Annotated in this window: 15 protein-coding genes; 3 read left to right on the plus strand and 12 right to left on the minus strand. The window is 73.7% G+C overall.

Annotated features, from left to right (window positions below; genetic code table 11):
- Positions 1–13 precede the first annotated feature (13 nt).
- Complete coding sequence (locus FIC82_RS19045; protein ID WP_154799530.1) at positions 14–2,242, minus strand: SpoIIE family protein phosphatase; 2,229 nt, start codon at positions 2,240–2,242, stop codon at positions 14–16.
- Positions 2,243–2,381: 139 nt separating this feature from the next.
- Here FIC82_RS19045 and FIC82_RS19050 point away from each other — a divergent pair, with 139 nt between their 5' ends.
- Entirely contained in the window at positions 2,382–2,813 is a 432-nt protein-coding gene (locus FIC82_RS19050) for an STAS domain-containing protein (RefSeq protein ID WP_418884336.1), read from the plus strand.
- Positions 2,814–2,969: 156 nt separating this feature from the next.
- Here the strand turns inward: FIC82_RS19050 and fbaA are convergent, their stop codons facing one another.
- The 3 genes from fbaA to FIC82_RS19065 form a co-directional block, all read right to left on the minus strand.
- Positions 2,970–3,992 carry a class II fructose-bisphosphate aldolase gene (gene fbaA, locus FIC82_RS19055; RefSeq protein ID WP_154799531.1) on the minus strand — a complete coding sequence of 341 codons (1,023 nt, stop codon included), beginning with the start codon at positions 3,990–3,992 and terminating at the stop codon, positions 2,970–2,972.
- 110 nt (positions 3,993–4,102) lie between these two features.
- Positions 4,103–4,804: a TrmH family RNA methyltransferase gene (locus tag FIC82_RS19060; protein WP_171445719.1), complete on the minus strand. Its 702-nt coding sequence runs from the start codon at positions 4,802–4,804 to the stop codon at positions 4,103–4,105.
- Positions 4,805–4,831: 27 nt separating this feature from the next.
- Complete coding sequence (locus FIC82_RS19065; protein WP_253691288.1) at positions 4,832–5,839, minus strand: DUF368 domain-containing protein; 1,008 nt, start codon at positions 5,837–5,839, stop codon at positions 4,832–4,834.
- 103 nt (positions 5,840–5,942) lie between these two features.
- On the opposite strand from FIC82_RS19065, the gene FIC82_RS19070 reads away from it, so the two are divergent.
- Positions 5,943–6,683 carry an HAD-IIA family hydrolase gene (locus tag FIC82_RS19070; protein ID WP_154800575.1) on the plus strand — a complete coding sequence of 247 codons (741 nt, stop codon included), beginning with the start codon at positions 5,943–5,945 and terminating at the stop codon, positions 6,681–6,683.
- Between the two features lie 88 nt (positions 6,684–6,771).
- Here the strand turns inward: FIC82_RS19070 and FIC82_RS19075 are convergent, their stop codons facing one another.
- From FIC82_RS19075 to FIC82_RS19085, 3 genes are all read right to left on the minus strand, one after another.
- A complete protein-coding gene (locus FIC82_RS19075) occupies positions 6,772–11,307 on the minus strand; it encodes an HtaA domain-containing protein (protein WP_168732118.1) in 4,536 nt (1,511 codons plus the stop codon).
- A gap of 246 nt (positions 11,308–11,553) precedes the next feature.
- Positions 11,554–12,150 carry an orotate phosphoribosyltransferase gene (pyrE, locus tag FIC82_RS19080; protein ID WP_154800576.1) on the minus strand — a complete coding sequence of 199 codons (597 nt, stop codon included), beginning with the start codon at positions 12,148–12,150 and terminating at the stop codon, positions 11,554–11,556.
- Between the two features lie 49 nt (positions 12,151–12,199).
- Positions 12,200–12,607, minus strand: a complete 408-nt coding sequence (locus FIC82_RS19085) for a MerR family transcriptional regulator (protein WP_168732120.1) — start codon at positions 12,605–12,607, stop codon at positions 12,200–12,202.
- Positions 12,608–12,654: 47 nt separating this feature from the next.
- Between FIC82_RS19085 and FIC82_RS19090 the strand changes: the two genes are divergently transcribed.
- Positions 12,655–13,578, plus strand: coding sequence for an NAD(P)-dependent oxidoreductase (locus tag FIC82_RS19090; protein WP_154799533.1), 924 nt, complete (start codon positions 12,655–12,657; stop codon positions 13,576–13,578).
- Between the two features lie 64 nt (positions 13,579–13,642).
- Here the strand turns inward: FIC82_RS19090 and FIC82_RS19095 are convergent, their stop codons facing one another.
- Genes FIC82_RS19095 through FIC82_RS19115 form a run of 5 tightly spaced genes read right to left on the minus strand, consistent with a single transcriptional unit; the run spans position 13,643 to position 18,110 of the window.
- The gene (locus FIC82_RS19095; protein WP_154799534.1) at positions 13,643–14,407 is read right to left on the minus strand and encodes an SDR family NAD(P)-dependent oxidoreductase; all 765 of its coding nucleotides are present in this window, start codon (positions 14,405–14,407) and stop codon (positions 13,643–13,645) included.
- 59 nt (positions 14,408–14,466) lie between these two features.
- On the minus strand, positions 14,467–14,865 hold the full coding sequence (locus FIC82_RS19100) for a universal stress protein (protein ID WP_154799535.1): 399 nt from the start codon (positions 14,863–14,865) through the stop codon (positions 14,467–14,469).
- The gene (locus tag FIC82_RS19105) at positions 14,865–16,424 is read right to left on the minus strand and encodes a tripartite tricarboxylate transporter permease (protein WP_168732121.1); all 1,560 of its coding nucleotides are present in this window, start codon (positions 16,422–16,424) and stop codon (positions 14,865–14,867) included. Before FIC82_RS19105 ends, FIC82_RS19100 begins: the two co-directional genes overlap by 1 nt.
- The gene (locus FIC82_RS19110; RefSeq protein ID WP_168732122.1) at positions 16,417–17,043 is read right to left on the minus strand and encodes a tripartite tricarboxylate transporter TctB family protein; all 627 of its coding nucleotides are present in this window, start codon (positions 17,041–17,043) and stop codon (positions 16,417–16,419) included. Before FIC82_RS19110 ends, FIC82_RS19105 begins: the two co-directional genes overlap by 8 nt.
- Positions 17,040–18,110, minus strand: a complete 1,071-nt coding sequence (locus FIC82_RS19115; protein WP_154799536.1) for a Bug family tripartite tricarboxylate transporter substrate binding protein — start codon at positions 18,108–18,110, stop codon at positions 17,040–17,042. Before FIC82_RS19115 ends, FIC82_RS19110 begins: the two co-directional genes overlap by 4 nt.
- Between the last annotated feature and the right edge of the window lie 83 nt (positions 18,111–18,193).

Consider the following 18,193-nt stretch of genomic DNA (forward strand, 5'->3'; position numbering starts at 1 on the left):
GACGGTCCGCGCGCTACCGGTCCGACGGTCGCAGCTTGGCCCAGACGAGCTTGCCGGACGCCGTCGGGCGCCAGCCCCAGTCCGCGAGCCGCTCGACGATCTGCATGCCGAACCCGCCCATGCGGTTCGGGTGCCCGTCCGTCGGGACGGGCGGCGCCGGGTTGGAGTCCTCCACCTCGACGCGGATGCCGTCGCCCGTGTCGAACAACCGCAGCGCGAGGTGCCCCCAGCCGTGCAGCACGCCGTTCGCGACGAGCTCGGAGACGACGAGCTCGGCGTTCGCGCTGTCGCGCACGCCCCACGCCTGGCACGTGCGCACGACGGCGTGCCGTGCACGACCGATCGAGGCCGGCTCGCTGGGCAGCAGCCAGCGGCGGCTGCGCGGGCTCAGGACGACCGCCGACGCGTCGTGGACCGGGTCGGGGATGCGCACGACGACGAGCGCGACGTCGTCCTCGGGGGCGTCGGCGAGGCGTGACAACAGCTCCTCGCCCACGCCCGCGGCGTCGACGGCCGTCACGGCCGCGGATGCCGCGACGAGCGACTCCAGCCCGACGCGCAGGGCGCGGTCGCGGCGCTCGATGAGTCCGTCGGTGTAGAAGACGAGCGTGTCGCCGGGCGCGAGCGTCGCGACGCCCGTCGAGCGGCTGCGACCGCCGAACCCGACGAGCGCGCCCCCGGCGTCGTCGAGCTGGGTCACGGTGCCGTCCCGGAGCAGGAGCGGCGGCAGGTGCCCGGCGCGCGAGTACTCGATGCGCCACGCGTCGTCGGGCTGCTCGGCGTCGGGCTGCGTGAGCGCCGCGTACACGAGGCTCGCGGACCGCGGGATGCGCATGCCCTGGACGAGCTGGTCGACGCGCTCGAGCACGGGCCCGGGCGTGGTGAGCTCGTACGCATACGACCGCACGACCGAGCGGAGCTGTCCCATCGCGGCCGCGGCCTCGACGTCGTGCCCCACGACGTCCCCGATGACGAGGCCGACGACGTCCGGGGCGATCTGCAGGACGTCGTACCAGTCCCCGCCGACCTGGGCGTGCTCCGAGTTCGGGGCGTAGTAGGTCCACACGTCGAGCCCGGTCACGTCGGCCTGCTCGGGGAGCATCGCGCGCTGCAACGTCTCGGCGAGCCGGTGCTCGCGCGCGTAGAGGCGCACGTTGTCGATCGCGGTGCCGGCGCGGCGGGCGATGACCTGCAGGAGCGTGCGCACGCCGTCGCGCCCCTCCGCGTCGGGGCCGTGCCCGAGGCCCTGCCCGGAGGAGCCACCGGAGTCGCCCGTGACGAGCAGGCCGAGGATGCGGCGCCGCCCGGGGACGGCCGAGACGGTCACGCTCCCCGGCCGCTCCTGGAGGCCGGACAGCCGGTGGTGCAGGTCGCGCTGGAGCCAGCCCGACGCCGACCACTGCGGGTACGTCGCCGAGAGGTCGAGCGTCACCGGTCCCTCGATCCGGCCGTCGAGGACGTCCTGGACGCGGTCGGGCACGTCGACGAGCCGGACGCGCGGCACGGACCCCGTGACGGCAGCCGAGTCGCCCAGCGCGTCCGTCGCGTGGGCGCCCGTCGGGAGGGGGAAGAGCCCGGGCGTGTACCGGCCGTGCCGCTGCCCGCGTCCGGTGGGGGGCGCCGCCGTGTCGACGCCCTCCGCGTACCGGAGCCCGTCGTCGTTGAGGTAGAAGCCGGCCCAGTCGACGACGTACCCGGCGAGGAGCTCGGTGATGTCGCGCAGGGCGTACGGCTGGTCGAGGTCGGCGAGCAGGTCGGAGCTGCGCGAGACGACGTCGAGCACGGCGCGCTCACGCCGTTCGAGCGCGAGCGACGCGACCTGGGCTGCATAGCGCTCGAGGTGCTCCGACACGTCGACCTGCACCCCGACCCAGTGCGTCACGGACCCGTCGGGCCCCGCGAGCGGGGAGAGCGAGAGCTGCGTCCACACCGTGTCGCCGTCGCGGCGCAGCGCCCGGACGGTGTGCGTGATCTCGCGCTCCTCGGCGATCGCGGCACGCAGCTCCTGCGCGTCCACCGGCTCGGCGAGGAGGGTCTCGAGCACGTGCGGGCTGCGACCGACCACCTCGGCGGCGGTGAACCCGGTCTGCCGGACGAACGCCGCGTTGACCCACACGATCGGCATCTCGTCCGCGCGGGGACCGGTGACGAACATCGCGACGCCGGCACCCTCCATCGCGCGCGTGCACAGCTCCTGGACGTGCGCGGGCAGGTCGGTGCCGAGCCCCGGCGAGCTGCCCATCGTCACCTCCGACGGTCCGTGCGTCGTTCGTCTGGATACCGACGCCACGGTCGCGTTACTGTCCCGACTGGACATTCAACCGTAGATTGGTGCTTCCCGAGACCGGAACGGGTCGGGACCACGCAGGAGAGGAGCGCCGGTGCGCGAAGGTACACCCTCGGCCGCCGACCGTCCGGTCGGCGTCGCCGGCGACCCCGCAGGGGCAGGCGACCCGGCGAGCGTGCACGTGATCGTGGGGTCGACGCGGGCACGCATCGTCCTCTCGGGCGAGATCGACGCCGACCTCGGCGCCGACCTCCAGGAGGCCACCGCCGCGGCGGAGGACTCAGGGCTGCCCGTCGAGATCGACGCGCACCACGTGACCTTCATGGACTCGTCCGGTGTGGCGTTCCTCGCACGCCTCGCGTCGCGCGGCCCGCACCGGGTCCGCGTCCTGCGCGCCCCTCCGACGGTCCGGTTCCTCCTCGAGGTGACCCGCATCGGCGAGCTGCTCGACATCGTCGACGTCGACCCCGGCTTCGACCTCGACGAGCCCGCGGGCCAGGGCAACGGCGCGGGCGCCACGGACTGACGTCCGCACGGGCCGCCACGACCCGCCCGCGCCGACAGCTGCCACACCTCGGCGCCGCCCACTGCCACGACCGGCGGCGCCACCCACGACGAAGCCCCCGGTCCGTAGGGACCGGGGGCTTCGTGCATCCGGAGCCGGCTGTGCGCCGGCCGGACGTCAGCGGATCTTGTTGCCCGCCGAGCGCAGCTGCTGCGACGCCTCGACGATGCGGGCGGCCATGCCGGCCTCGGCCAGCTTGCCCCAGGCGCGCGGGTCGTAGGCCTTCTTGTTGCCGACCTCGCCGTCGATCTTCAGGACGCCGTCGTAGTTCGAGAACATGTGGCCGACGACCGGGCGCGTGAACGCGTACTGCGTGTCCGTGTCGATGTTCATCTTGATGACGCCGAAGTCGACCGCGGCGGAGATCTCCTCGGCCGTGGAGCCGGAGCCGCCGTGGAAGACGAGGTCGAACGGGTTCGCCTTGCCGACCTTCGCGCCGACGGCCTCCTGGATCTCCTTGAGGATCTCCGGGCGGAGCTTGACCGCGCCCGGCTTGTACACGCCGTGCACGTTGCCGAACGTGAGGGCGGTCAGGTAGCGGCCCTTCTCGCCCGTGCCGAGCGCGGCGACCGTCGCGAGGCCGTCCTCGACCGTGGTGTAGAGCTTCTCGTTGATCTCGGCCTCGTGGCCGTCCTCCTCGCCACCGACGACGCCGACCTCGATCTCGAGGATCGTGCGCGCCGCCTGCGAGAGCTCGAGGAGCTCCGCCGCGATGGTGAGGTTCTCGTCCAGCGGGACGTCCGAGCCGTCGTACATGTGCGACTGGAAGGTCGGCAGGCCGCCGTTCTTCACCTGCTCGGCCTCGATGGCCAGGAGCGGGCGGACCCAGGAGTCGAGGTTCTTCTTGACGCAGTGGTCGGTGTGGATCGCGATCTGCACCGGGTAGTTCTTCGCGACCTCGCGCGCATACGCCGCGAGCGCGAGCGAACCGGCGATGCGGTCCTTGACCGTCGAACCCGAACCGTACTCGGCGCCGCCCACGGAGACCTGGATGATGCCGTCGGACTCGGCCTCGGCAAAGCCCTGGAGCGCGGCGGTGATGGTCTGCGACGAGGTGATGTTGACGGCCGGGTAGGCGAACGAGCCTGCCTTCGCCCGGTCGATCATCTCGGCGTAGACCTCGGGGGTAGCGATGGGCATGCGAAGCTCCTGTGGAGTCGTGCGGGGTGGACTGTCGGGTCAAAGTCTGGCATGGATGACAGCGCGGGCGTCAGGGCCGTTCGACCTGTGGTCGCCCGATGACCACGGTTCTACCTCGCGTCGCCGCCCGGGACGAGGTGCTGCGCCGCCCAGGCGTGCAGGGCGATCGCGCCCGCCGCCCCCGCGTTGATCGAGCGGGTCGAGCCGTGCTGGGTGATGTGCAGGACGTCGCGGCACGCGGCGACCGCCTCGGGCGTCAGCCCGGTCGACTCCTGCCCGAGCAGCAGCACGCACGACGCGGGCAGCGCGTACCCCTCGATCGGCACCGAGCCGGGGAGGTTGTCGACGCCCAGGAGCGGCAGCCCCTCCCCCGCGGCCCAGGCCGCGAGGTCGTCGACGGACGCGTGGTGGTGCACGTGCAGGTAGCGGTCGGTGACCATCGCGCCCCGGCGGTTCCACCGGCGTCGCCCGACGACGTGCACGCCCGCCGCGTTGAACGCGTTCGCCGTGCGCACGACGGACCCGATGTTGAGGTCGTGCGCCCAGTTCTCGATCGCGACGTGGAGCGACCGCCCGGGGTCGCGGCGCGCGTCGAGGTCCGCGACGACCGCCTCGACGGTCCAGTAACGGTACGCGTCGACGACGTTGCGCCGGTCGCCGTGCGCGAGCAGCTCGGGGTCGTAGCGGGGATCGACCCGCGTCGACCCGGGCGTACCCTCCGGGTCGGGGACGCGCGGCCAGGCGTCCGGTCCGCCGGGCCACGGCCCGACCCCCACCTCGCGCTCCTCTCGCTCCTCGCCGGGCGTCGTCACACGCCCACCCGGACGCTCACCGTGCCGTCACGCCCGGACCTCGGCGCGCGCCGCCGAGCGCGACTCCCAGACCATGGCGACGAGGACGACCGCCGCACCCGCGACCGCGAGGAGCACGGGCACGACGACCGACCCCGTGGGCGCGAGGAGGGTGCCGTCGTCCTCCTGCCACGGCCACAACGCACGGAGCGAGCCGATCATGAGCCCGGCCAGGACGGCCATCGTGCCCTGCCGACGGTGGTGCAGGAGCCACTGGAGCAGCTTGACGAAGGACGCGAGCCCGACCGCCGCGCCGAGGACGAACGCCCCGACGAAGGCCAGGTCACGGTCGGACAGCGCCTGCTGCACCGGCACGTAGAGACCCATCGCGAGCAGCACGAACGAGCCGGAGACGCCGGGGAGCACCAGGGCGTTGATCGCGATGGCGGCACCGAGGAAGACGAACCAGAGCGACGGGTCCTCGACCTGGCCCGGCGGAAGGCTCGTCAGCAGGAAGCCCGCGACGGCGGCGGCGACCAGGAGCACACCGTCGAGCACGCGGAACCGACCCGGCATGAGTCGCAGCGGCACGGCGACGGAGACGACGATCATGCCGAAGAAGACGGATCGCACCTGGACCGGGTAGGACTCCAGCAGCGGCGCGATGAGCCGCAGCGACAGGAGCAGGACGACCACCATCCCGGCGAGGACCGGGACGAGCAGCGCCCAGTCCAGCGACCGCAGCGCCTGGAGCGCCGGACGGACGCCGCGGCGCCGCACGAGGCCGGTGACGAGCTCGCGACCCGCGTGCACGACCTGGCTCGCCGCGTCGATCAGGTCGTCGTAGAGCCCGACGACGAGAGCGATCGTGCCGCCCGAGATGCCGGGCACGGACTCCGCCGCCCCGACGAGCCCCCCGCGGATCGCGTACCCGGGCGCCGAGCGCCACGAGGTGCGCGGGCGGGCGAGGTGCGCGGGGTGCTCGTCGTGCGCGGGGTGCACGTCCTGCGCGTCGTGGGCGCGGGCGGGCTGCTCGTCGGGAGGCGTGTTCGTCACCCGCGAAGGGTAGCCGCTCGGCCACTAGGCTGGCCGTGGACCGAACCCCGGACAGAAGGAGCGCAGCGTGACCGAGCGTGCGATCGAGTCGTGGCTCACCGACATGGACGGCGTGCTCGTCCACGAGGGCCACGCGATCCCCGGTGCGCCGGAGTTCGTCCGGGCCCTGCGGGAGAAGGGACGGCCGTTCCTCATCCTCACGAACAACTCGATCTTCACGGCGCGCGACCTGCGGGCCCGCCTCGCGGCCTCCGGGATCGACGTTCCCGAGGAGTCGATCTGGACGTCGGCGCTGGCCACCGCCCAGTTCCTCACGGACCAGATCCCGAACGGCAGCGCCTACGCGGTCGGTGAGGCCGGGCTGACGACCGCGCTGTACGAGGCGGGCTACACGCTCACCGAGTCCGACCCGGACTACGTGGTGCTGGGCGAGACCCGCACGTACTCGTTCGAGGCGATCACCAAGGCGATCCGCCTCGTCCTCGGCGGCTCGCGATTCATCTGCACCAACCCGGACACGACCGGCCCGTCCCAGGAGGGCCCGCTGCCCGCCACGGGCGCGGTCGCCGCGATGATCACGGCTGCGACCGGGCGCGATCCGTACTTCGTCGGCAAGCCGAACCCGATGATGTTCCGCTCGGCGCTCAACCGCATCGACGCGCACTCCGAGAAGACGGCGATGATCGGCGACCGCATGGACACCGACGTCGTCGCGGGCATCGAGGCCGGGCTGTACACCTACCTCGTCATGACGGGGTCGACCACGATGTCCGACGTCGACCGGTTCCCGTTCCGGCCGAGCAAGGTCGTCGACTCCGTCGCGGACCTCGTCGACCTGGTCTGACGCTCTCCGCTCCCGGTACCCCGCACGCACGACGGCGCCCGGTCACCTCGCGAGGTGACCGGGCGCCGTCGTGCGTGGTGCCGGCGGCTCAGGCGGCCGCGACCGCCTGGGTGCGTACCGCCCGACGGCGCCGCGCGACGGGTCGCGCGACCAGGAGGGCCGCCCCCGTCAGCAGCAGGGTCCCGGCGAGGAGCGCGAGACTGCCCGCGTCGGAGCCCGTCGAGGCGAGCGCCCCGGAGTACGCGTCGCACTCGACGTCGCCGCCGATCGGGAAGCTGAACGTCACCGGCGAGAGCGCGGTGCCGGCCTCGTAGAACCCGGCGAACGCCTTCGCCCCGGCGGCCGTGAGGGTCGCGGGCGCGCCGCTCCACGTGATCGTCGAGCCCGACGTCGCCTTCTTGCCCGACAGGTCCAGGCTCGCGAACGCGACGCCGTTCGACGAGGACGTGTTGCCCTCCATGTCGCTGCTCCGGACGTCGACCACGAGCGTGCCGGTCGAGCCGTTCACGACGACGCGCGGGTTGCTGATCCGCAGGTCGAGGATGCCCTCGTGCCCGGAGAACGACACCGAGCCGCCGAAGCTCGCGCGGCCCTTGCCGAGGTCCGTGTTGAACGAGCCCTTGCCGCCGCTCCACGTGAACGCCGAGCCGTTGTCGCCGACGCCGCTCGTCGAGACCGAGCCCTTCGCGATCGGGCCGGTGACGTACGCGCGGAACCGGTCGCTCACGCCCCACGAGAGGGTCGCACCGTTGACGCCCTGGGCGAAGCACTGCTCCGCCGCGCTCCCCGAGCCCGTGCCGGTACCGGTGGTCCCGGTGCCCACGATCGTGATCGGGGCCGACGCCGTGTGGTTCGCGCCGATCAGGAGCAGCGTGTGCTCGCCCGGCGCGACGTCCGTCGGGATCGTCACCGTCGAGGTCGCAGCGCCGCCCGCGTTCGCGGCGACGCCTGTCGCGAGCGTGCGCGGCGTGGAGCGGATCTCCGTGCGGATGCCGGTCTCGCCCGCGCCGAACCCGACGCCGCTGATCGTGACCTCGTCGCCCGGTGCGGCCTGCGACACCGAGAGCGTCGCCTTCGCCGGGTCGGTCGTGCCACCCGTCGAGCCGTCACCCGGGGTGCCGATCGTGCCGCCGTCGCCACCGGGGGTCGACGTCAGGGCACCGACGGTGAACGTCACCGGGGCGAGTGCCTCGCCAGCGCCGTAGAAGCCCGAGAAGGCCGTGGAGCCGGCCGCCGTGAGCGTCGCCGCGGCGTCCGCGTACGTCACCGCGCCGTCCGTCGCCGTCGTCGGGGCCGGGAGCGCGAGCGTCGCGAACTCGACGCCCTTCGCGGCGAACGTCGTCCCGTCGAGGTTCGACGACGTCACATCGAGCAGGAGCGTACCGGCGCGGGGACCGTCGACCCGCACGCGAGGGTCGGACACCGTGAGGCTGAGCAGCCCGTCGTGCCCCGAGAACTGGACCGAACCGCGGTAGCCCGTGGACGTGCCCGTCACCGGAGCCGCCCAGGGCGTGGACTGCGGGAACGTGAACGTCTTCCCGGAGACCGCCGCGCCCGCGCTCGCCGTGGCGCCGCCCTTCGCGATCGGGCCCTGGATGTAGTCCACGAACGAGCCGCGCACACCCCAGCTCAGGCTCCCGACGGTCGTCGGCGTCGTGGGCTCCGGGTCGACCGGTCCGGGCTGCTGGACCGCGACCGGGGTGAACGTGTCGAGGCTGCGGTCGGTCGCGGAGAGGCCGTGCGCGGCCGAGGTCGCGACGACGTACTCCTTCGACGGGTCGAACGAGCCCGCCGGGACCGTCAGCGTCGTGGTGAACGCGCCGTCGACCACCTGCTGCGGCATGACCCAGCCGAGCTGGAGCCACCCCGAGGCGACGAGCGGGCCGGAGCCGTCCCAGATCGACTTCTCCCCGACGAGCACGTACGCCCCGAACCGGGCACCGTCACCCACGAACCCGGTCCCGGAGACCGTGAACGTGTTCTCCACCGCCGGGTCCACCGCGCCCGACGGCGACACCGTCACCGTCGGCGTGGGCCCCGGGGCGGGGAGGGTGACGGTGAGCGTCGTGCTGCCGGTCACCCCGAGGTCGGACGTCACGACGACGGGGACGGACCCCGCCGCGGTGTCGGCCGGGACGGTGAGCACGACCGTCGCGCCGTCGCGCGTGTACGTCGCGGCCTTGCCGCCGAACGTCACACCCTTGACCTGGTCGCCCTCGACGAGCCCGCCCACCGTGAGCCGCACGGTGGCGCCGGCCTCGACCGTCGTCGACGCGGGCGTGACCGTGAGCGACGCGGGAACGTCGTAGGCGACCGGGACGTACAGCTCCTGAGCCGCGTTGACCACGCTGCTCGCGGGGTACGTGTAGACGCCGTAGCGGCCGCCCTCCAGCGCCGCGGGGTTCTTCACGACGAGGCGCGCCTCGAACGTGCCGTCCTCGGCGATCTCCGTCCAGGCGGCGCGGATCGCGCCCTGGTACTGCGCCGGGACCTGGTCGAGGACGGACGCCGCGAGGGCCCACGTCTGCGACCCGACCTTCCGGGTCGACGACGCCGCACCCTCGGACGGGCGCCACTGCTCGGCGAAGCTGCCGAACACGACGTACGTGCCCTGCGGGAGGTTCGCCGGGATCGGCATGCCCCGACCGCCGACGTTGCCCGCGGGGTCGAAGCCGGAGCCCTTGACGACGATCGTGTCGCCGACCTGGACCGCGGTGTCACCGAGCGGCGTGGAGCCGTCCGCGGCGTAGACGTCGATCGCGGGCTCCCACGCGGGGACCTCGTCCTCGCCGAACGCGAGGGTGACCGGAGCCGTCTTCTTGGCCTCGGCGTTCGCGTCGTTCGGGCCGCTCGCCACGAAGTGCGCGCGCTGGCCCGTCGGCTCGAGGTACGCCAGGAACGCGTCGGTGTACTGCTGCGACGACGACGTCACGAGGACCCGGCCGGCGCCCAGCGCCTCCGGGTCGACGGTGAACGTCGCGACGTCGACGCGCGTCGGAGCGGACGAGTCCGCCGCGTCCGTGAGGTTGTCCCACGACACGGCGGCGGACAGCACGCCGTGCCCCGCCTCGTCGACGCGCGCCGTGAGGTCCTCGAGCTGGAGCCAGTAGAACGGCGTGTTGCCCGCGTACGTGTTCTTCCACGTGAGGCGGACCGCACCGGAGAGGGTCAGGTCCGTGCCACCGTCGGCCTGCGCCACGGCGGTGACGGGGAGCCCGAAGGTGCCGTCGGCGGTGACGCCGCCCGTGACCTGCTTGTCGTTGTAGTACGAGAAGACGCGGTCGGAGACCTTCCACGAGACGGTGCCGTGCGTCGTCCCCGGGTCCGCGATCTGCGGGAACGGCGCGCTGACCGGCTCCTGCGGCTCCGGCTGCTGCACCGCGACCGGGGTGAACGTGTCGAGGCTGCGGTCCGTCGCCGAGAGCCCGTGCGCCGCCGACGTCGCGACCACGTACTCCTTCGACGGGTCGAGCTTCCCGGCCGCGACGGTCAGCGCCGTCGTGAACGCCCCGTCACGCACCTGCGCCGCCGGGACGAACCCCTGCGCGAGCCAGCCCGTCGACACGAGCGGACCGCTGCCGTCCCAGATCGACTTCTCGCCGACGAGCACGTACGCCCCGAACCGCGCACCCGCGCCCACGAACCCGGTGCCCGAGACCGTGAACGTGTTCTCCACCGCCGGGTCCACCGGGGTCGACGGCGACACGGTCACCTTCGGGTCGGCGACGGGCTCCGGCTCGGGCTCGACGGCGGTCACGGTGTGCGCGACGGCGGCCGACGCCGAGGCGACGAACGCCGCCGGGTCGGCGGGCGTGAAGGCCGCGCCGAGGTCGTGGCTCCCCGTGGCGAGGGCCGTCGTCTCGAGGCGCGCGACGCCGTCGGACACGGGGGCGGTGCCGAGCGAGGCACCGCCGTCGCGGAACTCGACCGTGCCCGCCGCGGCGGGCGCGACGGTCGCGGTGAGCGTCACCGTGCCGCCCGCCTGCGACGTGCCGGACGGCGCGACGCCCAGCGTCGTCGTCGTCGCCACCGCGGGGGCCACCGGCGCCGGGACGTCCAGGGTCGCGGTGAGCGTCGAGATCGGCTGGCCCACGTAGCCCGCGAACTGCGGGTCGACCGCGCCGACGCCCGGGCCGAACGCACCGTTCGCGGTGAGGACGAGCGTGTCGCCCTGGCGCGTCCTGCCGACTGCGACCTCGGCGACGACGACATCGTCGGAGACGGCGCCCGACGACGTGAAGTCCGCGGTGAGCACGCCCGACGTCTCGCCGGTGACGGCGAGCCGGACGTCGGAGATCGTCAGGTCGAGCGCGCCACCGTGCGCGGAGTAGTTCACGGAGCCGCCGAGGCGGACCGTGCCGACCCCCGTCCCGGCGTCGACGGTCCCGGACGCGGACGGGTAGACGGACTTCCCGCCCACGAGCGCGGGCGTGATGGTGCCCGCGCCACCGACGTAGCCCGTCCACGAGTCCTTGAAGTTCCAGGTGGCCGAGCCGCCCTGGATGTCCGTCGGCGCGGCCTGCGCCGGGGCGGCGACGCCCGCGACGGTCAGGCCCGCGGCGAGCGACGCGGCGAGGAACGAGGCGAGGGCGCGGCGGACGCGTCTCGGCGGTGAAGTGCGCACAAGGTCTCCCGTGCTGGTCCGTGCGTGTCCCGGAGAGCGGGACGGCGGGGTCTGGACGAGGGTGATCTGACACCCCGTCGGCAACGGACTGTATAAGGCTCGCCTCACCAAAGCAAGGTAAGCCTGCCCTATGCGAGTGTGACCCGCGCCTCGGTGCACGACGACGCCCCGCGGCCAGGCCACGGGGCGTCGAGCGGAGGGCGGCGTCGCGCCGGGACCAGGCTGGGGTCAGACCGGTCAGACCGGTCAGGCGAGGCCGAGGTCCTCCAGGCTGAACAGGAAGTGGTACGGCACCCCGAGCGCCTCGATCTTCTCGCCCGCCCCGGTCGCGCGGTCGACGATCGTCGCGACTCCGACGACCTCCCCGCCCGCCGCGCGCACGGCCTCGATCGCGGTGATGGGCGACCCGCCCGTCGTCGTGGTGTCCTCGACGACGACGACCTTGCGGCCCGCGACGTCCGGGCCCTCGATCTGACGCTGCATGCCGTGCGCCTTCGCCGCCTTGCGGACCACGAACGCGTCGAGGTCCTGCCCGCGCGACGCCGCGGCGTGCAGGAGCGCCGTCGCGATGGGGTCGGCCCCGAGCGTCAGGCCGCCCACGGCGTCGACCTCGGCCGTCCCGAGCCCGCGCTCCTCGAGAAGGTCGAGGAGCTGGTGCCCGATGAGCGGTGCCGCGCGGTGGTGCAGCGTCACACGACGCAGGTCGACGTAGTAGTCCGCCTCCTTGCCGGAGGAGAGCGTCACCCGGCCGTGCACGACGGCGAGCTCACGGATGAGGGCGAGCAGCTGCTCGCGGGGCGTCGAGGCGAGCGTCGAGGCGGAGTCAGTAGTCACGGTCGCCAGGGTAGTCGGCGGGGCGCCGACCGTCAGGACCCCGGGCACGCCCGGCTCCTCACGCGCTGGCCGGCTCCGCCGGGCTCGCGCCGAAGGGCCCGTACGTCTCGCCGCCCACCCGCTCGGCGTCGTCGATGTAGCGGACCAGGGCCGCGCGAGAACGGGCCAGCGTGTCGATCTGGTCGTCCACCCGATCCAGCCGCGCCCGCAGGGCGGTCAGCAGCTCCGGGCATCCCACGAGCTCCGGGGCCTCTCCGGTGGCGCACGGCAGCAGGTAGCCGATGTCCTCGGTGGACAGCCCGGCGTCGAGCAGGTGGCGGATCTGCCGCACCGTGACCAGGTCGGCCTCGTCGTAGCGGCGGTACCCGCCCGCGGTGCGACCCGGCTCCAGCAACCCCTGTGCCTCGTAGTACCGGAGCTGGTGGGCCTTGACCCCGCTCCGACGGCTCAGCTCTCCGATGTGCACGACGCCCCCTTGACCTTCAGACCGGTCTGAACCTCGACCATGCTGCCATGACACACCACACGAGCACCCAGACCAGCACCGAGACCAGCTCGGCGACGGGCACCGACGTGACGGTCATCGGCCTGGGACTGATGGGCCGGGCACTGGCAGACGCGGTCCTGACGGCGGGGCACCGGGTGACGGTGTGGAACCGCACGGCCGCGAAGGCGGAGGGACTCGTCTCCCGAGGTGCGCGGCTCGCCGACTCGGTCGAGAGCGCGGTCCTCGCGAGCCCCGTGAGCATCGTCTGCGTCTCGGACTACGCGTCGCTCCAGCAGGCGTTCGCGTCGGTCTCCGGGGACCTCGACGGCCGCGTCCTGGTCAACCTGACCTCGGGCGACCCCGAGCAGGCCCGCGAGCTGGCCCGTTGGGCCGACCAGGCGGGCGCCCACACTCTCGACGGCGCGATCATGGCGGTGCCGTCGACCATCGGCACCGCCGACGCGATCATCCTGCTGAGCGGCTCGGGGACGGCCTTCGAGACCCACCAGCCCCTCCTCGCCGCGCTGGGAGACGCGACCTTCCTCGGTGACGACCACGGCCTGGCGGCGCTGTACGACGTCGCCGGCCTCAGCGTGATGTGGGGCGTCCTGAACGCCTGGCTCCAGGGGGTGGCGCTGCTGAGCACCGCGGGCGTCGACGCGTCCGCCTTCACGCCGTTCGCGGCGCAGGTCGCGCAGGAGACGGTCGGATGGCTGCCCGGGTATGCCGACCAGGTCGACCGCGGCTCCTTCACGCCCGACGACGCGACGATCGCGACCCATGCGGGCGGGATCGCCCACCTGGTCAGGGTGAGCGAGGAGCTGGGCGTCGACGCCGAGCTCCCGCGGCTGTTCGGGTCCGTGGCGGCTCGCGCGATCGCCGCCGGCCACGCGGACAGGAGCTACCCCGCCCTGATCGAGCAGCTCGCCCCGGGCTCGAGGGCGTCCTGACGGACGAGACCGACGGGTAGGGCACCCGGCCCCCGCGTCCGCGCCGGCGACGTCGACCCGGTGGTCAGCGGTACTTGCCGATCGCCCGGACGGCGGAGCGCGGCATCGCCCGCAGGGCGGCCGACGCGACGCGGTAGCGCACCGACGGGGTCGAGATGACGACGCCGCGCCGCACGTCCGCGAGCGCCGCCGCGACGACCCGGTCGGCGTCGAGCCACGCGAGGTCCGGCAAGACGGACTTGTCGATGCCGGCTCGGTCGTGGAACTCGGTGTGCGTGAACCCGGGGCACAGGACGGTCGCCGAGACCCCGGTACCGTGCAGCTCGACGGCGAGGCCCTCCGTGAACGAGCGCACCCACGCCTTCGCGGCCGCGTACGTGCCGCCCGCGGTGAGCGCGGCCACGGACGCGACGTTGAGGATCGCGCCGCGTCCGCGCTCCGTCATCTGCCCGGCCGCGGCGTGCGACAGGACCATGACCGCCCGGACCATGACGTCGAGCGCGCGCAGCTCGACGTCGAGGTCTCCGCCGACGAAGTGCTGGTGGGTCGCGAAGCCCGCGTTGTTGACGAGCAGGCCGACCGGGCGCTCGTCCGGGCCGCCGGTGGTGGCGAGCCGCGCGGCCACGCGCGCGACGTCGTCGGGCACGGAGAGGTCCGCGGGCAGCACCTGGACGCGGACGCCCGCCGCGGCCCGGATCTGGGCCGCGACGTCCTCGAGCCGTGCCTCGTCGCGCGCGACGAGCACGAGGTCGTGCCGCGCCGTGGCGAGCTGCCACGCGAACTCCAGGCCCAGGCCGGCGCTCGCGCCGGTGATGAGTGCTGTCGCCATGGCCACAGCCTACGGGCGCCCGGGGACCCGGACGCCCGCAGGCGCGGCGCGGCGACGTCTCACGGTGCGGGCGGCTTGACCGCGAGCACGGGGCACCTCGCCCCGAGGAGGATCTGCTGCGCGGTGGACCCGAGGACGAGCTTCCCCACGGGCGTGCGGTGGCGGACCCCGACGACCACGAGGTCGGCCGCCACCTCGGCGGCGACCCCGAGCACGACCTCCGCCGGGAGCGCGGACGACTGCAGGTGCCGCACCGTGTACTCGATGCCCGCACCCTCGAGGAGCGTGCCGACCTCGACGAGCTGGTCGTGGTCGGCCCACCGGGGGTCGACGAGGCGGTCGCCGCGCGTCGTGTTGACCACGACGACGTCCGTCCCGAGGAGCAGGGCCGCGCGCCCGGCGGCCCGGGTCGCGGCGGTCCCGAGGTCACCGGGCGCGAACGCGAGGACGACGGTCATCAGCGCACCTCCTGGTCCTGGGCCTCGACGCGGACGTCCTCCGCGAGGTCGGCGAGCTCCGCACCGGCGCGGCGCTCGCGGCGGCGCAGCCACAGCCCGCCGATCACGACGACCGCGATGAGCGCGTACGCCGTGGCGGCGAACGGGCTGGCCACGAGGGTCGTGAGGTCCCCCTGGCTGATCGCGAGCGAGCGGCGCAGGCGGTCCTCGGCCATGGGGCCGAGGATCATGCCCACGACCATCGGTGCGACGGGGTAGCCGTAGCGGCGCATGAAGAAGCCGACCACCCCGATGACGAGCAGGACGAGGACGTCCACCGGGGAGAAGTTCAGCGCGTACGAGCCCAGCGCGCCGAACAGGAGGATCCCCGCGTACAGGTAGTGCCGCGGGATCTGGAGCACCTTCACCCACATGCCGACGAGCGGCAGGTTCAGCACGACGAGCATGAGGTTGCCGACGTACAGGCTCGCGACGAGCGCCCAGACGAGCGCCGACTGGTTCTCGAACAGCAGCGGGCCGGGCTGGATGCCGTACGACTGGAAGGCGACGACGATGATCGCCGCGGTCGCCGTCGTCGGCAGCCCCAGGGTGAGCAGCGGCACGAGGACGCCGGTCGACGCGGCGTTGTTCGCCGCCTCCGGGCCCGCGACGCCCTCGATCGCGCCCTTGCCGAACTCGTCCTTGTGCTTGCCGGCGGCCTTGCGCTCGGCGGCGTAGGACAGGAACGTCGCGACGTCCGCCCCGCCCGCCGGGATCGTCCCGACGGGGAACCCGATCGCGGTCCCGCGCAGCCACGGCTTCCAGGAGCGCCGCCAGTCCTCGCGCTTCATCCACGAGCGCCACCCCTTCTCCACCGGGATGACGTGCACGGGGCCGTGGCGCAGGCGGGAACCGACGTACAGGGCCTCGCCGACGGCGAACAGCCCGACCGCGACGATGACGACGTCGATGCCGTCGGCGAGCGTCGGCACGCCGAACGTGAACCGCTGCTGGCCCGTGAGGGTGTCCGTGCCCATGAGGCCGAGGAACAGCCCCAACGACAGGGACGCCATGCCGCGCGGCACCGACGACCCGAGGAGCGCGCCGACCGTCACGAACGCGACGACCATGAGGGCGAAGTAGTCGGGCTCGCCGAGCTGGACGGCCCACCGCGCCACGTACGGCGCGACGAAGGTCAGCGCCACGGTCGCGACGGTCCCGGCGACGAAGGAGCCGATGGCGGCCGTGGCGAGCGCCGCGGCACCCCGCCCGAGCTTCGCCATCCGGTTGCCCTCGAGGGCCGTGACGATGGACGCCGACTCGCCGGGGGTGTTGAGCAGGATCGACGTCGTCGACCCGCCGTACATGCCGCCGTAGTAGATGCCCGCGAACACGATGATCGCGGCGGTCGCGTCGAGCGAGTACGTGAGCGGCAGGAGCAGCGCGATCGTCATGGCCGGGCCGATGCCCGGCAGCACGCCGACCGCCGTCCCGACGAACACGCCGAACAGCGCGTAGAGCAGGTACACGGGCTGCACGACGGTCGCGAACCCGTCCAGCAGCGCGGAGAGGTTATCCACGGAGCCAGGTCACCCCCTCGAGGAGGGGACCGGGCGGGAGCGACAGGCCGAGCAGGCCGCCGAACACCACCTGGACCAGCAGGGCCAGGAGCGCGCCGAGCACGATCGCGCGCCACCAGGGGCGGGCGCCGAGCACGATCGCGCCCCCGGCGAAGAGGACCGTCGCGGCGACCGGCCAGCCGAGCAGGTTGATCGTGTAGACGTGCGCGAGCAGGAGCGCTGCGAGCAGGCCGACCGTCCTCCAGTCGGTGGGGGCGTCGGGGTCGACGTCCTCGCCCTCCTCGGGACGGCCGAGGCGGCCGCGCCAGACGGCGACGAGCAGGCCCAGGCCGGCGACGAGCAGCATGCCGCCCACGAGGTACGGGAAGGCGCGCGGCCCGAGCGTGCTCGCCGACCCGGGCACGACGATCGACCCGGCGTCGACGAGCACGAAGACCCCGAGGGCCGCGACCGTCCCGGCGACGACGAGCTCGCCGGGACGCCGCCGGGGACCCGCGGTGGGGGTGTCGTCCGCGGGTACCCCGGCGGCCGGTGCGCCGACGGGTGCGTCGGCGGCCGGGGCCTGCGTCGTCCCGGGGCGGGGGACGGCGTCGGCCGGTTCGGGGACGTCGGCACTCACGGGGCGACCAGCCCGATGTCGACGAGGGTCTTCTGGATGTCGGCGATGTTCTCCGTGAGGTACGACTCGAACTCCGAGCCGAGGAGGAACGCGTTGTCCCAGCCCTTGTCCTCGAGCGTGACCTGCCACTCCTCGGACGTCGCCATCTCCTCGACCAGGGTCTCCAGCGCCTCACGGTCGGCGGCGCTGAGGTCGCCCGGCGCCACCACGCCGCGCCAGTTCGTCAGGTGGACGTCGTAGCCCTCCTCGATCGCGGTCGGGGTGTCGGGGAGCGTCGTCGTCCGCCCGCCGCCCGAGACGGCCAGCGCGCGCACCTCGCCGGCGTTGATCTGCTCGGCGTACTCGGCGACGCCCGAGATCCCGGCGCTGACCTTGTTGCCGAGGAGCGCCGCCAGCGACTCGCCACCACCCGAGTACGGGACGTAGTTGAGCTTCGTCGCGACGTCCTCGGGGGCGACGCCCGCGGCCTGCAGCAGCATGCCCGCGAAGATGTGGTCGGCCCCGCCCGCGGAACCGCCCGTGATCGACACGTCCTTGCCGTTCGCGACGACGTCCGCGACGAGGTCCTCGAGCGTCTGGTAGGGGGACTCGGCGGGGACGACGACGACCAGCTGCTCCTCCGTGAGACGCGCGATGGGCGTCGTGTCCTCGAGGCGGGCCTGCGACTCGTTGGTCTCGACCGCGCCGACCATCACGAGCCCCATGACCATGAGGGTGTGGGGCTCGGCCGTGTTGGCGAGCGACGCGAGCCCGACGGTGCCACCCGCACCGCCCACGTTGGTGACGGTCGCCGTGTCGACGAGGCCGGTCTCCTGCAGGTTCTGCTGCATCGCGCGGCCGGTCTGGTCCCAGCCGCCGCCGGGGTCGGCCGGCACGATGATCTCCAGCTCGTCGACGGACACCGCGTCGGCGGACGCGTCGGCCGACCCGCCGCCCTGCGGCGTGCTCGGCTCGAGCCCCGAGCATGCGGCGAGCGTGAGGCTGAGGCCGACCGCGACGGCTGAGACGGTGAGCGCGGAGCGCGGACGGACGGGGTGCCCGGAGAGCGGGCGGACGACGGATCGCATGTCTCCTCCTTGAGCGGGCCCGCACCGGCGCGGACCCGACGACCTGGTCCGGGGAGCGTAGGAGCGGCACGCCCGCCGCCACG

This window comes from Cellulosimicrobium protaetiae (assembly GCF_009708005.2).
GTDB classification, from domain to species: domain Bacteria; phylum Actinomycetota; class Actinomycetes; order Actinomycetales; family Cellulomonadaceae; genus Cellulosimicrobium; species Cellulosimicrobium protaetiae.

Excerpts from the sequence above, each read along its gene's own strand:
- FIC82_RS19045 (WP_154799530.1), bottom strand. The coding sequence starts at position 2,242 with ATGGGCAGCTCGCCGGGGCTCGGCACCGACCTGCCCGCGCACGTCCAG.
- fbaA (WP_154799531.1), bottom strand. The coding sequence starts at position 3,992 with ATGCCCATCGCTACCCCCGAGGTCTACGCCGAGATGATCGACCGGGCG.
- FIC82_RS19070 (WP_154800575.1), top strand. The coding sequence starts at position 5,943 with ATGGACGGCGTGCTCGTCCACGAGGGCCACGCGATCCCCGGTGCGCCG.
- FIC82_RS19090 (WP_154799533.1), top strand. The coding sequence starts at position 12,655 with ATGACACACCACACGAGCACCCAGACCAGCACCGAGACCAGCTCGGCG.
- FIC82_RS19095 (WP_154799534.1), bottom strand. The coding sequence starts at position 14,407 with ATGGCGACAGCACTCATCACCGGCGCGAGCGCCGGCCTGGGCCTGGAG.
- FIC82_RS19100 (WP_154799535.1), bottom strand. The coding sequence starts at position 14,865 with ATGACCGTCGTCCTCGCGTTCGCGCCCGGTGACCTCGGGACCGCCGCG.
- FIC82_RS19115 (WP_154799536.1), bottom strand. The coding sequence starts at position 18,110 with ATGCGATCCGTCGTCCGCCCGCTCTCCGGGCACCCCGTCCGTCCGCGC.